The 22954-nt window shown below is 59.0% G+C and carries 22 protein-coding genes and 1 pseudogene; 5 read left to right on the plus strand and 18 right to left on the minus strand.

Going from position 1 to position 22954, the window contains the following annotated elements:
- Window positions 1–102: 102 nt before the first annotated feature.
- The gene (gene flhF, locus ACA067_RS24205; RefSeq protein ID WP_497458828.1) at window positions 103–1434 is read right to left on the minus strand and encodes a flagellar biosynthesis GTPase FlhF; all 1332 of its coding nucleotides are present in this window, start codon (window positions 1432–1434) and stop codon (window positions 103–105) included.
- A gap of 11 nt (window positions 1435–1445) precedes the next feature.
- The gene (flhA, locus tag ACA067_RS24210; RefSeq protein ID WP_497458829.1) at window positions 1446–3575 is read right to left on the minus strand and encodes a flagellar biosynthesis protein FlhA; all 2130 of its coding nucleotides are present in this window, start codon (window positions 3573–3575) and stop codon (window positions 1446–1448) included.
- Between the two features lie 389 nt (window positions 3576–3964).
- On the opposite strand from flhA, the gene ACA067_RS24215 reads away from it, so the two are divergent.
- Window positions 3965–5059, plus strand: a complete 1095-nt coding sequence (locus tag ACA067_RS24215; RefSeq protein ID WP_497458830.1) for an RHS repeat-associated core domain-containing protein — start codon at window positions 3965–3967, stop codon at window positions 5057–5059.
- Window positions 5060–5611: 552 nt separating this feature from the next.
- On the opposite strand, the gene ACA067_RS24220 is transcribed toward ACA067_RS24215, so the two are convergent.
- Entirely contained in the window at window positions 5612–6154 is a 543-nt protein-coding gene (locus ACA067_RS24220) for a hypothetical protein (protein WP_497458831.1), read from the minus strand.
- Window positions 6155–6502: 348 nt separating this feature from the next.
- Between ACA067_RS24220 and ACA067_RS24225 the strand changes: the two are divergent.
- The 4 genes and pseudogenes from ACA067_RS24225 to ACA067_RS24240 all read left to right on the plus strand — a co-directional run.
- Window positions 6503–6808 (plus strand): annotated as a pseudogene (locus tag ACA067_RS24225) (RHS repeat-associated core domain-containing protein); the annotation flags it as partial.
- A gap of 1118 nt (window positions 6809–7926) precedes the next feature.
- The gene (locus ACA067_RS24230; RefSeq protein ID WP_497458832.1) at window positions 7927–8289 is read left to right on the plus strand and encodes a DUF6124 family protein; all 363 of its coding nucleotides are present in this window, start codon (window positions 7927–7929) and stop codon (window positions 8287–8289) included.
- A gap of 330 nt (window positions 8290–8619) precedes the next feature.
- Window positions 8620–9717, plus strand: a complete 1098-nt coding sequence (locus ACA067_RS24235) for an RHS repeat-associated core domain-containing protein (protein ID WP_497458833.1) — start codon at window positions 8620–8622, stop codon at window positions 9715–9717.
- Window positions 9718–10226: 509 nt separating this feature from the next.
- Complete coding sequence (locus ACA067_RS24240; RefSeq protein WP_497458834.1) at window positions 10227–10589, plus strand: DUF6124 family protein; 363 nt, start codon at window positions 10227–10229, stop codon at window positions 10587–10589.
- 153 nt (window positions 10590–10742) lie between these two features.
- On the opposite strand, the gene flhB is transcribed toward ACA067_RS24240, so the two are convergent.
- The 15 genes from flhB to fliH all read right to left on the minus strand — a co-directional run bounded on the left by flhB (window position 10743) and on the right by fliH (window position 22954).
- On the minus strand, window positions 10743–11882 hold the full coding sequence (flhB, locus tag ACA067_RS24245) for a flagellar biosynthesis protein FlhB (protein ID WP_497458835.1): 1140 nt from the start codon (window positions 11880–11882) through the stop codon (window positions 10743–10745).
- Window positions 11883–11885: 3 nt separating this feature from the next.
- Window positions 11886–12668, minus strand: a complete 783-nt coding sequence (fliR, locus tag ACA067_RS24250) for a flagellar biosynthetic protein FliR (protein WP_497458836.1) — start codon at window positions 12666–12668, stop codon at window positions 11886–11888.
- A gap of 3 nt (window positions 12669–12671) precedes the next feature.
- The gene (gene fliQ / locus ACA067_RS24255) at window positions 12672–12941 is read right to left on the minus strand and encodes a flagellar biosynthesis protein FliQ (protein ID WP_007948918.1); all 270 of its coding nucleotides are present in this window, start codon (window positions 12939–12941) and stop codon (window positions 12672–12674) included.
- On the minus strand, window positions 12938–13696 hold the full coding sequence (gene fliP, locus ACA067_RS24260) for a flagellar type III secretion system pore protein FliP (RefSeq protein ID WP_497458837.1): 759 nt from the start codon (window positions 13694–13696) through the stop codon (window positions 12938–12940). Before fliP ends, fliQ begins: the two co-directional genes overlap by 4 nt.
- Window positions 13696–14151: a flagellar biosynthetic protein FliO gene (gene fliO, locus ACA067_RS24265; protein WP_497458838.1), complete on the minus strand. Its 456-nt coding sequence runs from the start codon at window positions 14149–14151 to the stop codon at window positions 13696–13698. Before fliO ends, fliP begins: the two co-directional genes overlap by 1 nt.
- Window positions 14152–14607, minus strand: a complete 456-nt coding sequence (fliN, locus tag ACA067_RS24270) for a flagellar motor switch protein FliN (RefSeq protein ID WP_497458839.1) — start codon at window positions 14605–14607, stop codon at window positions 14152–14154.
- Between the two features lie 68 nt (window positions 14608–14675).
- Window positions 14676–15644 (minus strand): flagellar motor switch protein FliM, encoded by a 969-nt coding sequence (fliM, locus tag ACA067_RS24275; RefSeq protein ID WP_150764524.1) that lies wholly within the window; start codon window positions 15642–15644, stop codon window positions 14676–14678.
- A gap of 9 nt (window positions 15645–15653) precedes the next feature.
- On the minus strand, window positions 15654–16154 hold the full coding sequence (fliL, locus tag ACA067_RS24280) for a flagellar basal body-associated protein FliL (protein ID WP_497458840.1): 501 nt from the start codon (window positions 16152–16154) through the stop codon (window positions 15654–15656).
- A 201-nt stretch (window positions 16155–16355) separates the two neighbouring features.
- Window positions 16356–17636, minus strand: a complete 1281-nt coding sequence (locus ACA067_RS24285; RefSeq protein WP_497458841.1) for a flagellar hook-length control protein FliK — start codon at window positions 17634–17636, stop codon at window positions 16356–16358.
- A gap of 105 nt (window positions 17637–17741) precedes the next feature.
- Window positions 17742–18089 (minus strand): Hpt domain-containing protein, encoded by a 348-nt coding sequence (locus ACA067_RS24290; RefSeq protein WP_497458842.1) that lies wholly within the window; start codon window positions 18087–18089, stop codon window positions 17742–17744.
- A gap of 30 nt (window positions 18090–18119) precedes the next feature.
- Entirely contained in the window at window positions 18120–19826 is a 1707-nt protein-coding gene (locus ACA067_RS24295; RefSeq protein ID WP_497458843.1) for an ATP-binding SpoIIE family protein phosphatase, read from the minus strand.
- 5 nt (window positions 19827–19831) lie between these two features.
- Entirely contained in the window at window positions 19832–20131 is a 300-nt protein-coding gene (locus ACA067_RS24300) for an STAS domain-containing protein (protein ID WP_497458844.1), read from the minus strand.
- Window positions 20132–20343: 212 nt separating this feature from the next.
- Window positions 20344–20793, minus strand: a complete 450-nt coding sequence (gene fliJ / locus ACA067_RS24305; protein WP_497458845.1) for a flagellar export protein FliJ — start codon at window positions 20791–20793, stop codon at window positions 20344–20346.
- Window positions 20794–20799: 6 nt separating this feature from the next.
- The gene (gene fliI, locus ACA067_RS24310) at window positions 20800–22158 is read right to left on the minus strand and encodes a flagellar protein export ATPase FliI (protein WP_497458846.1); all 1359 of its coding nucleotides are present in this window, start codon (window positions 22156–22158) and stop codon (window positions 20800–20802) included.
- Entirely contained in the window at window positions 22148–22954 is an 807-nt protein-coding gene (gene fliH, locus ACA067_RS24315; protein ID WP_497458847.1) for a flagellar assembly protein FliH, read from the minus strand. The genes fliI and fliH overlap by 11 nt, the downstream gene beginning before the upstream one ends.

Genomic DNA, 22954 nt, shown 5'->3' on the forward strand with positions numbered 1-22954 from the left:
TTGTCTTGCATAGACGGAGGCCACATTACTGGCTGCGCGTTCACCAACTGAACAATGCATGGCAGGCCATCGATGTAGGTACAAAAACTATTCATTAATACCTCAGCCGACCTGCTTGGTCGGACTGTGATAAATATCAGCGAACATATCAGCCATGGCTTCTTCGCTGGGTTCTTCCTGCATTTGCACGCTTACTGCACGGCTGACCAGCTGATGACGACGCGGCAGATGCAAATCATCCGGAATCCGCGGGCCATCGGTCAGGTAAGCCACTGGCAAATCATGGCTGATGGCCAGGCTCAACACCTCGCCCAGACTGGCCGTTTCATCCAGTTTAGTCAGGATGCAGCCCGCGAGCCCGCAGCGCCTGTAACTGTGATAAGCGGCCGTCAGCACCTGTTTCTGGCTGGTGGTTGCCAGGACCAGATAATTTTTTGACCGGATGCCACGCACGGCCAGGCTTTCGAGCTGCATGCGCAGTGCCGGATCGCTGGCCTGCAGGCCGGCGGTATCGATCAGCACCACCCGCTTGCGCAGCAAGGGATCGAGTGCCTGCACCAACGATTGCCCCGGGTCGACGTGCGTCACCGGCACATTGAGGATGCGGCCGAGGGTCTTGAGCTGTTCCTGGGCACCGATCCGGTAGCTGTCCATGCTCACCAGCGCGATATGCTGCGCGCCGTACTTGAGCACGTAACGGGCCGCGAGTTTGGCCAGGGTGGTGGTCTTGCCCATGCCCGCAGGGCCGACCATGGCTATCACACCGCCCTCTTCCAACGGCTCGATGTCCGGTGTGGTGATCATCCGCGCCAGGTGTGCCAGCAACATGCGCCAGGCCTGACGGGGTTCTTCGATGTCGGTAATCATCGCCAGCAGATCGCGGGACAACGGACCGGACAGGCCGATGCGTTGCATGCGCCGCCAGAGGTTGGCCTGGGCCGGACGGCTGCCTTGCAGCTGGTTCCAGGCCAGGGAGCCGAGTTGCACTTCCATCAGTTCGCGCAGGCTGTTGAGCTCGAAACGCATCGAGTCGAAGGCACGCGGGTCGACGCCCCCTGCTGCCGCCGCGGCAGGCGCTGGCTCAGGACGCACTGGCTCGGCGTAAGTCGGCTCGACCAGCGGCTCGGCGGCGGTCAACGGCAGGCCGGCGAACAACTGGCGATTGGTGCCCTTGTCGCTCTCGCCTTCGCTGCGCAGGCTCAGTTCGGCCTGGGCGGTGACGATCCGCGACTGGGTCTTGCGCAGTTCGTCTTCGAGCTCCATGTTCGGTACACGCGGCGCCAGCGCCGACAGCTTGTAATCCAGGGCTGCCGTCAGCTCGACACCACCGGCGATCCGGCGGTTGCCAATGATGGCGGCATCGGCGCCCAGCTCATCACGAACCAGCTTCATGGCCTGACGCATATCGGCGGCGAAAAAACGCTTAACTTGCATGAACCCTTACCTCAGCCGTTGGGCCCTACTGTCGCAACGATGGTCACTTGCTTGTTGTCAGGGATTTCCTGGTACGCCAACACATGCAAACCCGGGACTGCGAGCCTGCCGAATCGCGACAGCATCGCGCGAACCGGACCGGCTACCAGCAGAATCACCGGTTGACCTTGCATTTCCTGACGCTGCGCCGCCTCGATCAACGAACGCTGCAGCTTTTCAGCCATGCTTGGCTCCAGCAGAACACCCTCTTCCGAGCCTTGCCCCGCCTTCTGCAGACTATTGAGCAATATTTGTTCCAACCTTGGCTCCAGCGTGATCACTGGCAGCTCGGAGTCAGTGCCTACAATGCTTTGGACGATTGCGCGGGAGACGCCAACGCGTACGGCAGCCACCAGCGCGGCGGTATCTTGACTCTTGGCCGCGTTGTTCGCGATGGCCTCGGCAATGCTGCGAATGTCCCGCACCGGCACCTGTTCGGCCAGCAAGGCCTGCAAGACCTTGAGCAGCTGCGACAGCGAGACCACGCCCGGCACCAGCTCTTCAGCGAGTTTTGGCGAGCTTTTAGCCAGCAATTGCATGAGTTGCTGCACTTCTTCGTGGCCGATCAGCTCACTGGAGTGCTTGTACAGAATCTGGTTCAAATGGGTTGCCACTACGGTACTGGCATCGACCACGGTATAACCGAGGGACTGGGCCTGGGCCCGCTGGCTGACTTCGATCCAGACCGCTTCCAGACCGAAAGCCGGATCTTTGGCGTTTATGCCGTTCAACGTACCGTAGACCTGCCCCGGGTTGATCGCCAGTTCCCGGTCCGGGTAAATCTCCGCTTCGGCCAGGATCACGCCCATCAGGGTCAGGCGATAGGCGCTCGGCGCCAGGTCGAGGTTGTCACGGATGTGCACCGTCGGCATCAGAAAGCCCAGGTCCTGGGACAGCTTCTTGCGCACGCCCTTGATCCGCGCCAGCAACTGACCACCCTGGTTGCGATCCACCAGCGGAATCAGGCGGTAGCCAACCTCCAGGCCGATCATGTCGATCGGGGTGACGTCATCCCAGCCCAGCTCCTTGGTTTCCTGGGCGCGGGCTGGCGATGGCAGCAGCTCCTGCTGACGCTGCACCTCTTGCAGGGCCTGAACCTTGACGGTGTTCTGCTTTTTCCAGAACAGGTAGGCGCCGCCAGCCGCCAGGGCCGCCATGCTGAGAAAGGAGAAGTGCGGCATACCCGGCACCAGGCCCATCACCGCCATCAAACCCGCCGCCACCGCCAATGCTTTCGGCGAGGCGAACATCTGGCGATTGATCTGCTTGCCCATGTCTTCGGAACCGGAAGCACGGGTCACCATGATCGCGGCGGCTGTCGATAACAACAGTGATGGCAATTGCGCCACCAAACCGTCACCGATGGTCAACAACGCGTACACCTTGCCGGCATCGCCGAAGGTCATGCCGTGCTGGAAGATACCGACCGCCATGCCACCGATCAGGTTGATGAACAGAATCAACAGGCCGGCGATGGCGTCACCACGGACGAATTTACTGGCACCGTCCATGGAACCGTAGAACTCGGCTTCCTGGGCCACTTCGGAACGCCGCGCCTTGGCCTGGTTCTGGTCGATCAAACCGGCGTTCAAATCGGCGTCGATCGCCATTTGTTTACCGGGCATGGCATCGAGGGTGAAACGTGCGCTCACCTCGGAAATCCGCCCGGCACCCTTGGTCACCACCACGAAGTTGATGATCATCAGAATCGCGAACACCACGATACCGACCACGTAGTTGCCACCGATCACCACCTCGCCGAAAGCCTGGATCACCTTGCCCGCAGCGGCATGACCGTCCTGGCCGTGGAGCATCACCACCCGCGTCGAGGCCACGTTCAACGCCAGCCGCAGCAGCGTCGCCACCAACAAAATGGTCGGGAACACCGCGAAATCCAGCGGGCGCAAGGCGTAGACACAGACCAGTAGCACGACAATGGACAAGGCGATGTTGAACGTGAAAAACACGTCCAGCAGGAACGGCGGCATCGGCAACATCATCATCGCCAGCATGACCAGCAACAACAACGGCACACCCAGATTGCCCCGACTCAAGTCAGCAACGTTCGTGCGAGCAGTGTTGAATAACTGAGAGCGATCCACCGGCTTTCCCCGTTCCTTTGAAGCAAACTTTTGACGCCAGACGCAGGCGCAGAGGGGGTACTGCAAGAAGCCTTCCAACTTTGCGGGGGTTTGGAATAGTGAAGTTTTAACGGAAGTTTGGCGGCGACAGGACAGGCGCTTTCGCGAGCAGGCTCGCTCCCACAGGGGATCTGTGCTGGCCACATATTCTCTATACAACAGAGATCCAATGTGGGAGCGAGCCTGCTCGCGAAGAGGCCGGCACTGCCAGCGACTATCTCAGGAAGTGAATTACTGATCAGCAAATCGAACGCACAAACCCAGCGAACCTATCAGTTCTGCTAGTACCCAACCCTTGCAAAGCCGCCAATACTGAGATCCCGCACTTCGGACTTTCGGAGCAACCACCCATGACATCGCCGCGCGAAACCGTACTCTGCCAATACCACTACGACCCCCTTGATCGACTGACCAGCCACGCCCTGCCAGACATCCCCGAGCGCCAGCGCTTTTACTGCAAGAGCAGGCTGGTCACCGAGATACAGGGGGCAATGCGCTATTCGATCGTCCAGCATGGCGACCAGTTGTTGGCGCAACAGCAGAATGCGGGTGATGCGCTCGACACCACGCTGATGGCGACCGATCAGCAGCGTTCGGTGTTGCACACTTTAAAAGCCAATCATCAACAGAATCCCATCGCCTATACACCCTATGGCCATCGCGCAATTGAACACGGGTTACTCAGCCTGCTCGGATTCACCGGCGAACGGCCAGATCCAGTGACTGGGTGTTATTTGTTGGGAAATGGGTATCGGGCATTTAATCCGGTGCTGATGCGATTTAACAGTTCAGATAGTTTGAGTCCATTTGGTAATGGCGGGTTAAATTCCTATGCATACTGCCAAGGAGATCCGGTTAATTTTTACGATCCGAATGGACACTTCAAGTTTCGATTATTTCAGTGGACGAGCAATAGCATTTCGAAAAAACTTAACCTTCCCCGCTATCGCAGTTCCCCTGCGACCACCCATCAGACATTAACCATAATTAAAAAAAACACCTTAGAAATTTCTAAAGCTCAAAATAGCACCCAAACAATTAAAACCACCACCCTTATCGATGGCCGGGGTGACCGCCACTTCCTTCAACGGGAGTGGATCAACAGTAAATACATACAGAGAGAGGCTTCCGGCCAAGGAATAACACTCAGAAAAACAAATCCAAGCCTGCAAGAGCTGTCACTCAAAAAATTACCAGAAGTTGAATATCAGGCACTTAATAAAAATTTCGACATCCAAAAGCTAGACGCCACCTCCTCCGGGCACAGCATATATAATAGAGCAACCGAAATAAAAAGAACAACATCATCATACTCACATGAACAAAATTTGAAACTCGCATTTACCGAGGCAATGAATGGAAAAATCAGGGGAGTCGATCCGCGACAGGCGAAGACACTTCACGACGACTGGCAGCGAGACCCACGGCTTACATTCCAGAAATAAGCAACTTTCCTACTAGGAAAAAAATGCCGACAGATCCTGAGAAGTCTCCGCTTTTTTCCTATGGGAAATAAAAAGTTGGGAATTGAAGAGACCTGCATGGGTCGGCAGCTTGCATTGCACCACACAAAAAAAAGATCCCGCCCCCATGCAGGACATCCGATTCTTACACAGCGCGCTCGCTCAAGCACTTACGAATACTGCTTTGCGGACGCCGCTCAAACTCTCGAAAAACTTTGGAGAGACTTGAGCGCTCGTTGCGACACGAGGTACATCAACAGGCACAGGTGCTGGAGTAGATTTGTGGGGATCCCTTTGGGACCGAACCCTTTTTGGACCCTTTTTGTTCCGGCTCCTACAGTGATCGAGGTTGACCGCAAAATTAGCGTTCGACACAAATCCACTGTGGGAGCCGGGCTTGCCCGCGATGAGCATAGGTATCTACACAAATCCCGGTCCTGGTCTATAAAGGGACGGCATGGATATCAAATGACCGGGCTAGATGCCCGACTGACCAAACGATACGACGAGTTAGTCATGGGACACAGTAATGGATTACCGACGCTGGCCGCTGGGATGAAAGCCTTGCCGCGAAGCGACAAGGCTTTTGCGCAGACTCAAGCGCTCTGGAGATTTTTGAGCAATGATCGGGTCAGGCCCGTTGATCTGGTTAAACCACTGCTGGCGCTGGCGCACGAAGGTTGCCGAGATGACTGCGATGATTACGCGCTGGTCATGCACGATTGGTCTCGGCTCAATTACATGCATCACCACAGCAAGGCTGATCGCCTGCAAATGACCCATCGGGGCGACATCGGTTACGAACTGCAAAGCAGCCTGCTGGTCACGGATCGTGACGGCGCACCAATCTGTACTCCCGCCCAAAACCTGGCGACCCGGGACGGCGTTCTGAGCACTCGAGCCGAAGAAGTGCTGGCCCCTGAAAAACACCTTAATGAACTGACACAACGCATCACTTGGCTGGAACAGCAGAATTTTGCCAAGCCTCTTGTCCATATCGTGAGAAACCGCCGTCGTGCTGACTCGCCAAGCCCAGCCTTTCACCAAAGACCGGGCCGACCGCAAGACATTGCGCAAGTCTGGAGAGCCTTTGCCTGCCCGACTTATCGTTAGCCGAATAATTGGGGACAACGGCCACCTGTTGGCCGAATGGTATTTGCTGAGCAACCTTGGGCCCGAGGTCGCGACTGAACGATTGGCGCTCTGGTATTACTGGCGCAGGCGTATCGAGTCCTACTTCAAACTGCTCAAAGGTGGCGGACATCAGCTGGAAAACTGGCAGCAGGAAAGCGGTGAGGCCGTGTTCAAACGGCTGTTGATCGCCAGTCAGGCGTGTGCAGTCAGCTGGCGCCTAATGAGGGCCGAAGGTGAGTTTGCCGAGCAAACCCGAGAGTTTTTGGTCCGTCTGTCCGGTCGCCAAATGAAGCGCTCTCAAGGCAACGTTCGGTGTTGCAGGCGCTCAAGGCCAATCATCCACCGCAGCCCATCGCCTATTCGCCCTATGGCCACCGCCCTGTTGAAAGCGGGTTACTCAGCCTGCTTGGCTTTAACGGCGAACGGCCGGATTCGGTGACTGGGTGTTATTTGTTGGGGAATGGGTATCGGGCGTTTAATCCGGTGTTGATGCGATTTAATAGTCCGGACAGTTTGAGTCCGTTTGATAAGGGTGGGCTTAATGCGTATGCGTATTGCTCGGGGGATCCCGTTAATAGTCGCGACCCTACCGGATATGCTCGTATTTTTGGAGTGTTTAACTTCGCAGATTCTCTGTTCGACACAATACCACGCACGAAAACACTCTCATCTCGAACGACTGTTTCAAACATGCTATACAGAAGCGGACCTGAAATCACGCGCTCACATGTTAAAACACATATCAATTACGCAGGCTGGTCAAAAAGACTCCCTATTCCAACACTTAAAGATCAAAGTTACTCCAAACTAATCCCAGCACAAATGAAAGAACTACACCCCAATTTGCGTAGAACTATAGACATCGAGAATGATCGTTCCAACATAATGAATCACCTAATAGAACAAAAATTTCCCAATGGATCAATTGCTAGAAAGAGAATAGCCAAACAAGCAATGGATGGCAACCTCGCAGGAGTTCACCCTGAGCGAGCAAACAAGTTGATTAGAGAAGGCTTCCTAAATTAATTAAAACGAATTCATCAATATAAAAGCCATCTACTTCAAGAATCACGCCGTAAATCCGGTGGAATCGGGTCCGGCCGTTTGCCCTAGAAAAAGAAGAGAAGAAGAGAAGAAGAGAAGAAAGGGACACCCATTAACCGGCCTCGATTCAAGGTTGAAAACCGCCGCGACCAGCAGTCCCAACAAGCTCACTTGGCAGGCGACCCGGTTACAACATACTTAGGCGGTGACAGCCGGCCAGCCGCTTCAAGATCAAAAGATCGCAGCCTTCGGCAGCGCCTACAAAGGTATGGTGTACACCTGTAGGAGCTGCCGAAGGCTGCGATCTTTTGACTTTAAACATCTATGTTTAATCTACATCTCCAGACACTTACAGAGCCTACACATGCTTGCGCCGTAGCCTACGACTACGCCAGAATCCGCCGGCTTGTGCGCCTGAGGGCCGGGCTCTATCGTTTCGCGGTCGCTGAAAAACAGCGATCGGGTTTGGTAGCCCGCCGCTCACACATGGCGCACAGCGTCACCTTGTCCAGGTGCTTTATCGGCACTTGTTTTTATGGTGGCTGTGCGCAGGGTGCCCTCGGGCGCGCCGGTTTTTCCATGTGGGCCGGTCTACCAACCTGCGTATGGCCGCCACCTTTCGTTTGGTAGCGAAGGTGATGGCTCTTCCCATTACATATGGAGTTCCATCTATGTTCAAAGTAACGCCCAACCCGCCGGAAACCGAAGCCGTTTCCCCAGACACCTCAATCGATCCGCACAAACTCCACGAAGCCGCCGACCGCGCTCTCGATGAGTACATCAACCTGTCTGCCCGCATAAACGCCACGGAGCGGAAGCCCAGCACGATGTTCGTCATTGCGCCCGGCATCGATACCGAAAGCCTGCTGGCCCATGCCTGCGAGTCGCTGGCGTCGGCCAGGGTCGTTGCGGATGACTTTGCTGCAGGGCTGAAAGGTGCTCAGCGCCATACGATGCTGGCCATTTCGCAGATGATCATGCTCGGAGAATTGGCGGTCAATCGCGCGCTGGATAACCTCGATCCGCAGGGTTAGTAAAGGCTTGAAGCCAGACACAATTCATGTGGGAGCGAGACCGGCTTGCCGGCGAAGGCGGCGTGTCAGTCGACATCTTTATCGAGTGGGGCGGCCTCTTCGCGAGCAGGCTCGCTCCCACAGGTTTTTGTGGCTGACGGGTTTGGGGCTGGTCAGGAATCGCGGCGAAGATCCGGGGAATCGAGTCATCCTTAGAAAAAATGGGATACCCATTAGTCGGTCTCAAATCAAGGTTAAAAGCCAGCGCACCTATCAGTTCTGCTAGTACCCAACCCTTGCCAAACCGCCAATACTGAGCTCCCGCGTTTCAAATCTTCGGAGCAAGCACCCATGACATTGCCGCGCGAAGCCGTGCTCTGCCAGTACCACTACGACCCTCTTGATCGACTGATCAGTCACGCACTGCCAGATATCCCCGAGCGCCAGCGCTTTTACTGCAGGAGCAGGCTGGCGACCGAGATACAGGGTGCGATGCGCTATTCGATCGTCCAGCATGGCGACCAGCTGTTGGCGCAACAACGAAGTGAGGGCGATGCACCCGACACCACGCTGCTGGTCACCGATCAGCAGCGTTCGGTGTTGCAGACGCTCAAGGCCAATCATCCACCGCAGCCCATCGCCTATTCACCCTATGGCCACCGCCCTGTTGAAAGCGGTTTACTCAGCCTGCTTGGCTTTAACGGCGAACGGCCGGATCCGGTGACTGGCCATTATTTGCTGGGTAATGGTTATCGGGCGTTTAATCCCGTGCTAATGCGATTTAACAGCCCGGACAGTTTGAGTCCGTTTGACAAAGGCGGATTAAACTCATACGCGTACTGCCTGCACGATCCGATTAATTTCTCTGACACTTCGGGTCATGCCGGTACATTCATTACATTAGTGAAGTCGTTATTTACTCCAGTATCCGACCCCTCGAGTAAATTGCATAACACTCGCTTCGGCAACCGGCCTTTTCCCGTAAAACAAAGACGGCTGTCAGATCCCGGCCCAATGATTTCGTCACCCGTGGAACCAGACTTCCTTGGATATCATGGAACTTCGATAGAAGGCGCCACAGGGTTATTAAAAAAAGGTGTATTACCAAACCACTCAAAGGTAGGAGAGCGCCCAGGTTTTTTCCTCACCCCAGATAAAAGCGTAGCAGACGAATACGCTGAAGCTGCTCATTGGAAGAGCACAAGGACGGAGCAAACGAGATTTGGCAAAGAACATGTCGTGGAAGTTCATATACAGAACTCCCGAGGCATGACACCTGGAAAAGACTACGAATTTAATCATTATGTATTCGACCAAAGAAACCTGAACCATATGACAATGGAGTTCATAGCCAAGCCTCACATATTTAGATCCGTGATCATCAGACAACTTGGTTCTACCCCTTCCGCAAATAAAGTACGCCCTCGAGCTTTTGAGGCTCCATTTTAAAATTTTGTGTTTTCCAATTTTGGAAAAAAGGTTTATGCGGGAATTTTCAGTGTCAGAGCCGGCCAGTCGCTTCAAGATCAAAAGATCGCAGCCTGCGGCAGCTCCTACACAGGTATTACGTACACCCTGTAGGAGCTGCCAACGGCTGCGATCTTTTGATTTTAAACGCCTGTGTTTAATCGACATCTCCAGACACTTACAGAGCCTACACATCCTTGCGCCGCAGCCTACGACTGCGCCAGAATCCGCCGGCTTGTGCGCCTGAGGGCCGGGCTTTATCGTTTCTCGGTCGCTGAAAAACAGCGATCGGGTTTGGTAGCCCGGTAGACTTCGTGCGTAGCACACCTGAAGCAGGCCTTGCGGTTTGTGTCTTTATGGTGGCCATGCGCAGGGCGCCTTCGGGCGCGCCGGTTCTCCAAGTCACCGGTCTACCAACCCGCGTATGGCCACCACCCCCTCGTTTGGTAGCGAGAGTGATGGCTCCTCTTTTCTGATTTGGAGTTCCATCCATGTTCAAAGTAACGCCCAACCCGCCGGAAACCGAAGCCGTTTCCCCAGACACCTCAATCGACCCGCAAAAACTCCACGAAGCCGCCGACCGCGCTCTCGATGAGTACATCAACCTGTCTGCCCGCGTAAACGCCACGGAGCGCAAGCCCAGCACGATGTTCGTCATTGCGCCCGGCATCGATACCGAAAGCCTGTTGGCCCATGCCTGCGAGTCGCTGGCGTCGGCCAGGGTCGTGGCGGATGACTTTGCTGGATGTCTTAGAGGTTCTCAGCGCCATACGATGCTGGCGATTTCGCAGATGATCATGCTCGGCGAATTGGCGGTGAATCGTGCGCTGGATAATATCGATCCGCAGGACTAGCGAACAGCTTGAGCCATGGCGCAATCCCCTGTGGGAGCGAGCTTGCTCGCGATGACGCCGGCACATCCAACATTGATGTTGGCTGACAGTCCGCTATCGCGAGCAAGCTCGCTCCCACAGGTTTTGTGGTGTGGCTGATTGGTTTGGGGCTGGTCAGGAATCGCGGCGCAGATCCGGGGGAATCGGCAGATCATCCTTGAGCGGATCCGGGCGTTTGCCCTTGCCCGCGCGGTGCTGGCGGATCTGGTAGACGTAGGCCAGTACCTGGGCAACGGCCAGATAGAGTCCGCCGGGGATTTCCTGCTCCAGCTCCGTGGAGTAGTAGATCGACCGCGCCAGCGCCGGGGATTCGAGCAGCATCACCTCGTTGGCCACCGCAATCTCACGCATTTTCAGCGCCAGGAAGTCGCTACCCTTCGCCACCAGCATCGGCGCCCCGCCCTTGTCCGGGTCGTACTTGAGCGCCACGGCGTAGTGAGTCGGGTTGGTGATGACGACATCAGCGTCCGGAATCGCCGCCATCATCCGCCGCTGAGACATCTCGCGCTGCAGTTGACGAATTCGTTGTTTAACCTCCGGCCGCCCTTCCTGATCCTTGTGCTCGTCGCGTATTTCCTGCTTGGTCATCTTCAGTTTCTTGGCGGTTTCCCACAGCTGCACCGGCACGTCCACCGCGGCGATGATGATCAGGCCGCAGGCCATCCATAACGTGCTCCAGCCCACCACTTGCAGGCTGTGGATGATCGCCATGTCCAGCGGCTCATGGGCGATGCGCAGCAGGTCGTCGATGTCCGAGGACAACACGGCCAGCGCCACGAACAGAATGATGAAAAACTTGGCCAGGGCCTTGAGCAGCTCGACCACGGCTTTGGACGAGAACATTCGCTTGAGGCCCGCGCCGGGGTTCATGCGGCTGAACTTGGGGGCCATGGTGCCGGCGGAGAACAACCAGCCGCCCAGGGAGATAGGGCCGATCAGTGCCGCCAGCAACAAGGTGATCATCACCGGCTGGATCGCCAGCAACGCAATCAATCCCGAGTGCAGTAGGTAGGTGCCCATGGCGCTCTGGTCCAGCACCACTTCCCGCGACAGCGAGAAATTCAGGCGCATCAACTCCATCAAGTCCTGGGCCAGTGCACCGCCAAAAATCAGCAGCGCGCCGGCACCGGCGACCATGATTGCCAGGGTGTTGAGCTCCTTGGAGCGGGCGATCTCGCCCTTCTCCCGGGCGTCCTTTTTCTTCTTCTCCGTGGGGTCTTCTGTTTTGTCCTGACCGCTTTCGCTCTCTGCCATGACTCAGCGCGCCCGTGCCAGTTCGCGCAACCACTGCAAGGCCTCGGAGGCCAGCGGTTGATACTGGTTGATGATGTCCGCCAGCCCGACCCAGACGATGAACAGTCCGAGCACCAGGGTCAGCGGAAAACCGATGGAGAAGATGTTCAACTGCGGGGCCGCACGGGTCATTACGCCAAACGCGATGTTGACCACCAGCAACGCGGTGATCGCCGGTAGCACCAGCAACAGCGCCGCCCCCAGGACCCAGCCGAGCTTGCCGGCCAGTTCCCAGAAATGAGTGACCATCAACCCGCTGCCGACCGGCAACGTGGTGAAGCTTTCAGTGAGGATTTCGAACACCACCAGGTGGCCGTTCATGGACAGGAACAGCAGCGTAACCAGCATGGTGAAGAACTGCCCGATCACCGCCACCGAGACGCCGTTGGTGGGATCGACCATCGAGGCGAAGCCCATGCCCATCTGAATCGAGACGATCTGCCCGGCGATCACGAAGGCCTGGAAGAACAGCTGCAAGGCGAACCCCAGCACTGCGCCAATGAGGATCTGCTCGGCAATCAGCAGCAGCCCGCTCAAGTCCAGCGCGTTGACCGGCGGCATCGGCGGCAGGCCGGGGACGATCACCACCGTGATGGCCAGCGCGAAGTACAGGCGCACGCGTATGGGCACCAGGGTCGTGCCCACGATCGGCATCACCATCAGCAACGCCCCCACGCGAAACAGCGGCAACATGAAGGTCGCCACCCAGGTGCTGATCTGGGTATCGGTCAGCTGCAACAGCGACATGACTTAGCCGATGACCTGGGGAATACTGCCGTACAACTGCAGGATGTATTCCATGAAGGTCTGCACCAGCCACGGGCCGGCCACGATCAGCGTCACCAGCATCACCAGCAGGCGCGGCAGGAAGCTCAGGGTCTGTTCGTTGATCTGGGTGGCGGCCTGGAACATCGCCACCAGCAGGCCCACCAGCAGACTCGGGATCACCAGCACGGCCACCATCATGGTGGTCAGCCACAGCGCTTCCCGGAAGATGTCGACCGCCACTTCCGGCGTCATGGCGAAACCCCGCCGAAGCTGCTGGCCAAGGTGCCGATGATCAACGCCCAGCCATCCACCAGCACGAACAGCATGATCTTGAACGGCAGGGAAATGATCAGCGGCGACAGCATCATCATGCCCATGGCCATCAGCACACTGGCGACGACCAGGTCGATGATCAGGAAGGGAATGAAGATCATGAAGCCGATCTGGAACGCGGTTTTCAACTCAGAGGTGACGAAGGCCGGCACCAGAATGGTCAACGGCGCCTGATCCGGCGAGGCGATGTCGGTGCGCTTGGACAGGCGCATGAACAATTCAAGATCGCTGCTGCGGGTCTGCGCCAGCATGAAGTCCTTGATCGGCACCTGGGCCTTGGCCACGGCATCCTGGGCAGTGAGTTTTTCCGCCAGATACGGCTGCAAGGCATCCTGATTCACCCGCTCGAACACCGGTGCCATGATGAACAGGGTCAGGAACAGCGCCATGCCCGTGAGGATCTGGTTCGACGGCGTCTGCTGCAGGCCCAGGGCCTGACGCAGGATCGAGAAGACGATGATGATCCGGGTGAAACTGGTCATCAGCATGACGAACGCCGGGATGAAGCTCAGCGCGGTCATGATCAGCAGGATCTGCAGGCTGACCGAGTATTCCTGGGCGCCCTCGGCATTGGTGCCCAGGGTGATCGCCGGGATCGACAACGGGTCGGCGGCGTACGCCAGCGGCGCAGCCAGCATCAAGGCCAGCGTCAAGACGATGCGTAACGCAGCCATCACTTCTTATCCTTGTGATCCTTGCCCATCAGCTCCATCAGGCGCAGGGCAAATTCGGGGGTCGTCTTCTCGGTGCTCGGCACTTGCACCGGCTCCTTGAGCACATGCAGGGCGGTGATGCTGCCGGGACTGAGGCCAAGCAGAATCTGCTCGTTGCCGACCTGCACCAGCATCAAGCGGTCACGCGGGCCAAGCGCGCGGGAACCGATCAGTTCGATCACCTGCCCCTTGCCGGCCGGCCCGGCCTGCTGCACCCGGCGCAGCAGCCAGGCGAGGAAGAAGATCAACCCCAGCACCAGCAGCAAGCCGAACACCAGCTGCGTCAATTGCCCGGCCACACCGCTGCTGACCGCCGGTGCCGCCGCCGTGGCGACAGTCGCCACCGGTTCGGCCGCCAGAACCTTGAACGGCAAGGCCAGCGCTGCCCCCAGTAGAATCCCTGGAACCCTTTTCACTTAGCGCAGCTTCTTGATGCGTTCGCTTGGGCTGATCACGTCAGTCAGGCGGATGCCGAACTTCTCGTTGACCACCACCACTTCGCCGTGGGCGATGAGCGTGCCGTTGACCAATACGTCCAGCGGCTCACCGGCCAGGCGATCGAGCTCGATCACCGACCCCTGGTTGAGTTGCAGCAGGTTGCGGATGCTGATATCGGTGCTGCCGACTTCCATGGAGATCGACACCGGGATGTCGAGGATCACGTCCAGGTTCGGACCCTCGAGGGTGACCGGGTTGTTGTTTTTGGGCACGCCGCCGAACTCTTCCATCCGCAGGCGGTTGGACGACGAGTGGGTCGCATCGGCGGCCAGCAAGGCGTCGATGTCGGCCTGCCCGTCACCGGCTTCTTCCAGGGCCGCAGCCCATTCATCAGCCAGCGCCTGGTCGTCCTGCATATGCATATTGTTAGCCATCATGTGTCCTCGGCGGGCAACCTTTCAAAGGGAAGCCGTCAGTTAAAAGCGAATGTGCAACGCGCCGGTCAACGGCGCTCGATCGGCTCGATCACCTGCAACGCGAGGTTGCCTTTGTGCGAGCCCATCTTGACCTTGAACGCAGGCACGCCATTGGCGCGCATGATCATTTCTTCCGGCATGTCGACCGGGATAATGTCCCCCGGCTGCATGTTCAGGATGTCCCGCAGGCGCAACTGGCGACGGGCAACCGTGGCGCCGATCGGTACGTCGACATCCAGCACATCCTGGCGCAGGGCATTGACCCAGCGCTCGTCCTGGTCGTCGAGGTCCGACTGGAAGCCGGCGTCGAGCATTTCGCGCACCGGCTCAATCATCGAATAGGGCATGGTCACGTGCAGGTCGCCGCCACCGCCATCGAGTTCGATATGGAAGGTCGACACCACAACGGCCTCGCTCGGGCCGACGATGTTGGCCATGGCCGGGTTCACTTCCGAGTTGATGTACTCGAAGTTGACTTCCATGATCGCCTGCCAGGCTTCCTTCAAATCGACGAAGGCCTGCTCGAGCACCATGCGCACCACGCGCAGTTCGGTCGGGGTGAACTCACGCCCTTCGATCTTGGCGTGGCGGCCGTCGCCGCCGAAAAAGTTGTCCACCAGCTTGAACACCAGCTTGGCGTCGAGGATGAACAGCGCGGTGCCACGCAACGGTTTGATCTTGACCAGGTTGAGGCTGGTCGGCACGTACAGCGAGTGCACGTATTCGCCGAACTTCATCACCTGCACCCCACCGACGGCAACGTCCGCCGAGCGGCGCAGCAGGTTGAACATGCTGATGCGGGTGTAGCGGGCGAAGCGTTCGTTGATCATCTCCAGGGTCGGCATGCGTCCACGGACGATGCGATCCTGGCTGGTCAGGTCATAGCTTTTGACGGTGCCGGGTTCGGCAGCGATATCGGTCTGTACCAGACCATCGTCGACACCGTGCAACAGCGCGTCGATTTCATCCTGGGACAGCAGGTCTTGCACGGCCATGTCGTGGTCCTACTGCAGTACGAAATTAGTGAATAGCAATTGTTCGATGACCACTTTGCCGAGTTCTTTGTGCGCCACTTCCTGGACGCTGGCCGTGGCTTTCTGCCGCAACATTTCCTGGCCGACCGGCGATGCCAGGGTGGCGAAGTCCTGCCCGGAGAACAGCATGACCAGGTTATTGCGGATCACCGGCATGTGCGCCTTGAGTGCTTCCAGATCGGCCTTATCGCGGCCCAGCATGGTGATGCTGACCTGCATGTAGCGCTGACGGCCATTCTGGTTGTAGTTGGCAATGAAGGCCGGCAGCAGGGGCACGAAAATCGCCGGCTGTTTGCCGATATCCACGGTTTCCGGCGCGGCGACTGGCGTGCTCCGGGGGCTGTGCATGAAGTACCAGGTGGCCCCCACGGACAAGCCGATCGCTAGCAGCAGGGCGACCACTGTCGCAATGATCAGCTTGATCTTGCGTTTGGTTGCGGGGTCTTTAACTGCTTCTTCGCTCATCGCCATGCCAATAATCCGTCACTAATCGGGGTTTCACAGTCGCCGGGCAAGGCAAGAGCAAGTGTTATGCCAGAATGTTGGAGGACGGGTTATCGGCTGGCGCCGAAAGTCAAAAGATCGCAGCCTTCGGCAGCTCCTACAGGGTGTACTCCATCCCAATGTAGGAGCTGCCGAAGGCTGCGATCTTTTAGGGGGCGCTGCAATTTATCAGGCGTAATAATCCACTGCGCTGGAGCCGATGATGCTGGTCGTGCTGGCTGCCACTTCGGCGCCTGTTGGCGCACGCTCGTCATCCATGGAATCGAGGCGACCACCGCTGGCGCTGGTCCGCCCGCTGTGACTTTGCTGTGCCTGGTCCTGTCCCTGCTGCGAACCACGAGACTGATCGGACACGTTGACATCAACCTGCCCCATACCCTGCTGCGCAAACATCTCACGCAAGCGATGCATCTGCCCGTCCAGCGCTTCGCGGACACCAGGATGCGCGCTCATGAAGGTGACCTGGGTCTGCTGATCCGGCACCATGTTCACGCGAATGTCGAGGCGCCCGAGTTCGGCCGGTTGCAACTGGATGTCGGCCGCCTTGAGGTTGGCGCTGGACAGGTACATGACCCGGTTCACCACTTCTTCGGTCCAGCCACTTTGATGCAGGGCGATCGGCTGGTTCACCGGCAACGCGTTGGCGGTTTTCGGCGTGGCCGCCTGGGTCAGCGCCGCCAGGCGGTTGGCGAAGTCGTCGACACGGGTATCGCTGCTGGCGGTCTTCAAGTCTTTCAGGCCGTCATCGAGCAGGCCGCTGAAGGCCTTGTCCCCGCCCTCGGTGCTGTCCTTTTCGGCCTGCACGTCAAGCATGCTCGCCAGGCCGGCGACCAGGTTTTGCGCCGAGGGCGGCAGCGCTTGGTGCTGAGCCTGGCTGGAAGCGCAAATGTGCCCGCCCTGCTCCATGGCCATGCGCAAGGCTGGCAGGGCATCGAGGGGGTCGGCCTGGGGATCGAACGTGGCGTCGACGGTGACGGCCGGCGTCGTTGCCGCAACAACCGGCTGTGCGCCCAGGGGCGGCACAGCGTCTACTGCTGGCGGAGTTTGCGCAACGAGTGTCGGCCCTGCGGGATCGGCAGTTGGCTCGCCCGTCGCCTCGGTGACAGAGGCGTCAACGGCATCCGAACCATCGTCGGCGATCGGGTCGTCGGCCGCCGGTTTATCGGCGGGCAAGGATTTGCCGCTATCGGCAACGGCCGGTTTCGGGGCGGCAGCCTTGTCGTGGCCGAGGTCCTTTTTACCCGGCCCCTCAGCGGCGGTGCCGCGCATGGGCTTGGCCAGCCCGTCGTTCCCTGCAGAAAGTGTATTCCGAGCCTGATTGGCGTAGACATGAGCGAAGCTGGAGGCCTTGTCCCCGGGCTCGGCGACCTGCGCCGGTGTATTGGCGGACGCCGCCTTGGCCTTGGTCTGGGCGGCGGCCTGCAGAAGCATATTGGGGGTAACGGGCATGAAACGGTCTCCGCCGCACTGGGAACGTAGGTACAGTTGACGGAGATCAAAGCAAGGGTCGCGCCAGGTTCAAGTGTCAGGCGCGAAAAGCGGCAAACAGTCTTCCTAGTCGGCGAGAGAGCGCTGACGCTCGGCCTCATAAAGCGGACGGACAAGGGCGAATTCGCCGTCAATTTCGCCCACCAGTTTTTCAACGCCGGCGAGGCTTTTCTGCTTGGCGCATTGCTCCAGCTCATGGCACAACCGGGCCAGGCGAATGGCGCCCATGTTGCTGCTGCTGCCCTTGAAACTATGGGCAGCATTCATCAGTTGCTGGGCATCGTCTGCCTTGTGCAACAGAACCAGGCGTTCTTCAGCGTCGGCGAGAAAGGTATCCAGCAACATCGGATACTCATCCTCCATGACTTCTTGCAACGCGCTCAGCACGTCGCGGTCCAGATGTGTGTCAGCCACTTGCTCACTCCTTGATCAAGAATGCGTGGATTATGCCAGAGCCTCCCAGAAAAATTCCACGCGGGCACTTCGACCTTCGTCGGACCAGCTGGCATTACGGCTCAATTGACGGATCAGACCGACGCCACGTCCCGACAGACGGATACCATCAGCGGGCAGCTGCAACACCCGATCGACATCAAACCCCTTGCCACTGTCTTCGACGCGCACCGTCAGGCAACCGCCCTCGCCCTTCGGTATCACCTGCAAATGTACCCGGATGAAGCCATCCTGCAATTCATCCAGGCGTGTATTGCGCTGTTGATAATAGCGGGCAAAACCCGAGGCATCCCGTTTGAGGCTGGAGTCCAGGCCCAGTACGCCATGCTCGAGGGCGTTGGAGTACAGTTCCGCCAGCACACTGTAGAGCGCTCCGCTTTGCGCCCGCAGACCATGGACCTCGAGCAGCAACTGCAACAGATAGGGTAGCGGGTTGAAGCGTTTGAGCGTGGCCGCGCGAAACTCGAAACTCACCGACCAGTCCAGCGGACAGGACTGGCCACTGTCGGAATACACCAACACCGGCGGGCTGACCTGCGCCGCCTCCAGCAAGCTGACCTCGACCATACTGACGTCGTCACGGGCTTCACCGCGAAAATCGCGCAGCGCCTGCTCGATCTCGGCGAATAACGCATCAGGCTGACGATTGGCGGCAAACACTTGCTGCAATCGCTCGACACCAAACAGTTGTTCGTTGGTATCGCAGGTATCGAGCACACCGTCGGATAACAGGAACACCCGATCGCCGACCGCCATCGGCAACACGTCGGTGCGATCGTCAAAGGTTTGCGGGCTCAGCACGCCGAGCGGCAAGTGCTGAGCCTTCAGCGGCGTGCGCTCACCCGTGGCGATGCGGTGCAGGTAACCGTCCGGCATGCCGCCGTTCCACACCTCCACCGAACGCCGCTGAAAACTCAGGCACAGCAGCGTGGCACAGCAGAACATGTCCACCGGCAGGATGCGCTTGAGCTTGGCATTCATCTCGCGCAAGGTTTCGGACAGGCCGTAACCCTTGGCCGTCATGCCATAGAAGACTTCCGCCAGGGGCATGGCCCCGACCGCCGCCGGCAACCCATGGCCGGTGAAATCCCCGAGCAATATATGCATGTCGCCGGCCGGGGTGAACGCGGCCAGCAGCAGGTCACCGTTGAACAGCGCGTAGGGCGATTGCAGGTAGCGGATATTCGGGGCATTCAGGCAACCGGAATGAGCCACCTTGTCGAATACGGCCTTGGCCACCCGCTGCTCATTGAGCAGGTGATGGTGATGCCGGGCGATCTGGTCACGCTGCTGCAACACGGTGGCCTGCAACCGGCGCAAGCGGTCCATCGCCTTGATTTTGGCGGCGAGGATCACCTGGTTGTAGGGTTTTGCCAGAAAGTCGTCGCCCCCGGCCTCCAGACAGCGCGCCAGGGCTTCGCTTTCGGTGAGCGACGTCAGGAAGATGATCGGCACCAGGGTTTGCCCGGCCAACGCCTTGATCTGCCGCGCCGCCTCGAAGCCATCCATCACCGGCATCATCGCGTCCATCAACACCAGCTGCGGGCGTTGCTGACGGAACGCTTCGACCGCCTCGGCACCGTTGGCGGCCGTCAGCACTGCATGGCCCTGGCGCCGGACGATGCTCGACAGCAGCATGCGATCGGCCGCGCTGTCTTCGGCGATCAGGACCGTCAGTGATTCGAGCGGCGATTGCATGCCGCTCAACTGATGTCGAACAGTTTGTCGAAATTGGAGATGGCGAGGATTTTCTTCACGTCGGAACTGCTGTTGACCACGCGAATGTCGGAATTGTCGCCACCGGCATGATCGCGCAGCAAGAGCAACATGCCCAGTGCCGAACTGTCGAGGTAGGTGGCTTCTTTCAAGTCGACGACAACTGCGCCGAGGTCCTTGTGCTCGTAGGACTCACGAAATTCCTGATGCTTGGCGAAATCGAATCGTCCCTTGATCGATATCGTCAGCTTTTGTCCATCGGGGGATACTTCTGATAAGACTGACATGAACGGCTTCCTTGTCATTGGGGAACATACGTGTAGAAGGTTTAGCACTTGGCGGGGGCGGGGGCAAGGCTGGGGAATTGCAGCGTCGGTCAGATCGTCATCGCGAGCAAGCTCGCTCCCACAGGTTTTGTGTCGTTCACAGCATTTGAATACGACACAGAACCTGTGGGAGCGAGCTTGCTCGCGAAGAACGATAACGCGGTCTCACTGATTCAATACGGATCCTGCCGCGGCAACCGCTGCGACAATTCATCCAGCAGCTTCTGCTCACGCTTGTCTTCCAGCCGCCGCGCTTCATCCGTATATCGCTGGACCAGCTTGCGCAATCCTTCGACCCGGGCATACGCCTGCTGCCAGGTTTCCCGTGCCTTGTTCAGATTATTCTGATGCCAGGCGAGGCTTTGTCGTTGCTGATCGATGGCCGTGCCCAGCTGCGCCAGGAAGCCTTGATACCCCAGCAACCATTGACCGGAAACGCCGCTGCTGCCGCGCACGATCCATTGCTCCTGGTAGTCGAGCCGAAAGGCTTCGAGGTCGGCGAGTTTGCTTTCGGCCAGACGGGCCTGCCCCTGAAAGTGCCCCAGGCGCTGGACCGCGGCTTTCTCGACCTTTTCCGCCATGTCCACCACCGGTGCCAGGCGTGCTGCGCGACTTTGGGCCATGGCCGGTTAGCCGCCAGCCGCGGGGGCGAAGATCGAGCCCAGATAGGCTTCGCTTTCACCCAGGCTGATGCTGTCGTTCAGGCCCTGGCGCTGGTATTTGACCAACTGCGGTTGCAGGGCAATCGCCAGGTCGGTTTCCCGGTCACCGCCGGCGACGTAGGCGCCGACGCTGATCAGGTCGCGACTCTGCTGATACCGCGACCACAATTGCTTGAAATACTGGGCGCGGGCCATGTGTTCGGCTGACACCACCGACGGCATGACCCGGCTGATGGACGCTTCGATATCGATCGCCGGGTAGTGACCCTCCTCGGCCAGGCGCCGGGACAGCACGATGTGCCCGTCGAGCACGCCTCGCGCCGAGTCGGCAATCGGGTCCTGCTGGTCGTCGCCTTCGGACAACACGGTGTAGAACGCCGTGATCGATCCGCCGCCCTTCTCGGCATTACCGGCGCGCTCCACCAGTTTCGGCAACTTGGCGAACACCGAAGGCGGATAACCCTTGGTCGCGGGCGGTTCGCCGATGGCCAGGGCGATTTCCCGCTGGGCCTGGGCGAATCGGGTCAGGGAGTCCATGAGCAACAGCACGTTCTTGCCCTTGTCGCGGAAATATTCGGCGATGCGCGTGCAGTACATGGCCGCGCGCAGACGCATCAGCGGCGCATCGTCCGCTGGCGAGGCCACCACCACCGAACGCTTGAGACCTTCTTCACCGAGGCTGTGCTCGATGAACTCCTTGACTTCACGACCCCGTTCACCGATCAGCCCGACCACGATGATGTCGGCCTCGGTGAAGCGGGTCATCATGCCCAGCAGCACACTCTTGCCCACGCCCGTACCGGCGAACAACCCGAGACGCTGGCCGCGACCGACCGTCAACAAGCCGTTGATGCAACGAATGCCCACGTCCAGCGGCTCGCTGATCGGTTCACGCTTGAGCGGGTTGATGGTCGGGCCGTCCATCGGCACCCAGTCTTCGGCCTTCATCCCGCCCTTGCCGTCCAGCGCCCGACCGGCGCCGTCGAGTACCCGCCCGAGCATGCTCATGCCCATCGGCAGGCGGCCGCTATCCGCCAGCGGCACCACGCGCGCACCGGGGGCGATACCGGTGACGCTGCCGACCGGCATCAGAAAGACTTTGCTGCCCGAGAAGCCCATGACTTCGGCTTCGACCTGCATCGGGTGGTAACTGTCGTCGTTGATCACCATGCAGCGGCTGCCCATGGCGGCGCGCAAGCCTTCGGCCTCGAGGGTCAGGCCGACCATGCGCAGCAGGCGGCCTTCGAGGATCGGCGCGCCGGCCAGCGTCGTGGCCTCGGCGTAACTGCCCAGGCGCTTGGCGAAGCTGGTGCGGTCAAGGCGCATCGGGCAGCTCCGGTGCGGGGGCGACTGGCGGTGTGTTGCCCGTCGGCAGCTCCAGGCTCAGGTCCGGCGCAGCCGGGTGCAGCGCCTGTTCGTGCAGTTGATCGAACAGCTTGTCCATGACCCGCGCAATACGGGTTTCTACCGAAGCGTCAATGCGACTGTGCTCGGTCTCGACCCGGCACCCTCCCGCCAGCAATGACTCGTCCTCGACGATGCGCCAGGTTTCTTCATGACGCTCGCGCAGGGCTTTGACCTGTGCGAAATCTTGCGGATTGATGTACAGCCGCACGTTGCCCACGCCCAATGGCAACAGTTTGAGGGCTTCGCGCATGACGTGTTCGATCTGTGTCGAGTCGATGGCCAGTTCGCGCTGAATCACCTGTCGGGTGATGTGCTGCACGAGGTCGACCAGGGACTTCTCGATCTCGGTGTCCTGCTCGGCAATGGGTTCCAACAGGTGGCCCATCAGCTTTTCCAGCGCGGCAAGCTTCGCCGTCAGCGCCACTTCGGCTTCCTGGCGGACCTTGAGCGTGGCGCTGTGAAAGCCCTCCCGCTCGCCGGTGGCAAAGCCTTCGTTGTAAGCCTCCTGGCGAATGCTTTCGAGTTCTTCGAGGGTCAGCGGCTGGACGTCCTCCAGCGGCACTTCCTCCATTTGCGGCGGCTCGGGTTCAGGCTCGGGCTCGGGCTCCGGCTCCGGGACGTACGGATCGAAACTGGGCAACGACCAGAGATCGACACCCCTGACGTCCTTGGCTCGGATCAGGTCGGTCTGAGACTCATCATGTTCGCTCGACAT

This window comes from Pseudomonas sp. LBUM1674 (assembly GCF_059695635.1).

What these genes read in the sequence shown, in the direction of transcription:
- flhF (WP_497458828.1), bottom strand. Translation starts at nt 1,434, where the DNA reads ATGCAAGTTAAGCGTTTTTTCGCCGCCGATATGCGTCAGGCCATGAAG.
- ACA067_RS24215 (WP_497458830.1), top strand. Translation starts at nt 3,965, where the DNA reads ATGACATCGCCGCGCGAAACCGTACTCTGCCAATACCACTACGACCCC.
- ACA067_RS24230 (WP_497458832.1), top strand. Translation starts at nt 7,927, where the DNA reads ATGTTCAAAGTAACGCCCAACCCGCCGGAAACCGAAGCCGTTTCCCCA.
- ACA067_RS24235 (WP_497458833.1), top strand. Translation starts at nt 8,620, where the DNA reads ATGACATTGCCGCGCGAAGCCGTGCTCTGCCAGTACCACTACGACCCT.
- ACA067_RS24240 (WP_497458834.1), top strand. Translation starts at nt 10,227, where the DNA reads ATGTTCAAAGTAACGCCCAACCCGCCGGAAACCGAAGCCGTTTCCCCA.
- flhB (WP_497458835.1), bottom strand. Translation starts at nt 11,882, where the DNA reads ATGGCAGAGAGCGAAAGCGGTCAGGACAAAACAGAAGACCCCACGGAG.
- fliR (WP_497458836.1), bottom strand. Translation starts at nt 12,668, where the DNA reads ATGTCGCTGTTGCAGCTGACCGATACCCAGATCAGCACCTGGGTGGCG.
- fliQ (WP_007948918.1), bottom strand. Translation starts at nt 12,941, where the DNA reads ATGACGCCGGAAGTGGCGGTCGACATCTTCCGGGAAGCGCTGTGGCTG.
- fliP (WP_497458837.1), bottom strand. Translation starts at nt 13,696, where the DNA reads ATGGCTGCGTTACGCATCGTCTTGACGCTGGCCTTGATGCTGGCTGCG.
- fliN (WP_497458839.1), bottom strand. Translation starts at nt 14,607, where the DNA reads ATGGCTAACAATATGCATATGCAGGACGACCAGGCGCTGGCTGATGAA.
- fliM (WP_150764524.1), bottom strand. Translation starts at nt 15,644, where the DNA reads ATGGCCGTGCAAGACCTGCTGTCCCAGGATGAAATCGACGCGCTGTTG.
- fliL (WP_497458840.1), bottom strand. Translation starts at nt 16,154, where the DNA reads ATGGCGATGAGCGAAGAAGCAGTTAAAGACCCCGCAACCAAACGCAAG.
- ACA067_RS24285 (WP_497458841.1), bottom strand. Translation starts at nt 17,636, where the DNA reads ATGCCCGTTACCCCCAATATGCTTCTGCAGGCCGCCGCCCAGACCAAG.
- ACA067_RS24295 (WP_497458843.1), bottom strand. Translation starts at nt 19,826, where the DNA reads ATGCAATCGCCGCTCGAATCACTGACGGTCCTGATCGCCGAAGACAGC.
- ACA067_RS24300 (WP_497458844.1), bottom strand. Translation starts at nt 20,131, where the DNA reads ATGTCAGTCTTATCAGAAGTATCCCCCGATGGACAAAAGCTGACGATA.
- fliJ (WP_497458845.1), bottom strand. Translation starts at nt 20,793, where the DNA reads ATGGCCCAAAGTCGCGCAGCACGCCTGGCACCGGTGGTGGACATGGCG.
- fliI (WP_497458846.1), bottom strand. Translation starts at nt 22,158, where the DNA reads ATGCGCCTTGACCGCACCAGCTTCGCCAAGCGCCTGGGCAGTTACGCC.
- fliH (WP_497458847.1), bottom strand. Translation starts at nt 22,954, where the DNA reads ATGTCGAGCGAACATGATGAGTCTCAGACCGACCTGATCCGAGCCAAG.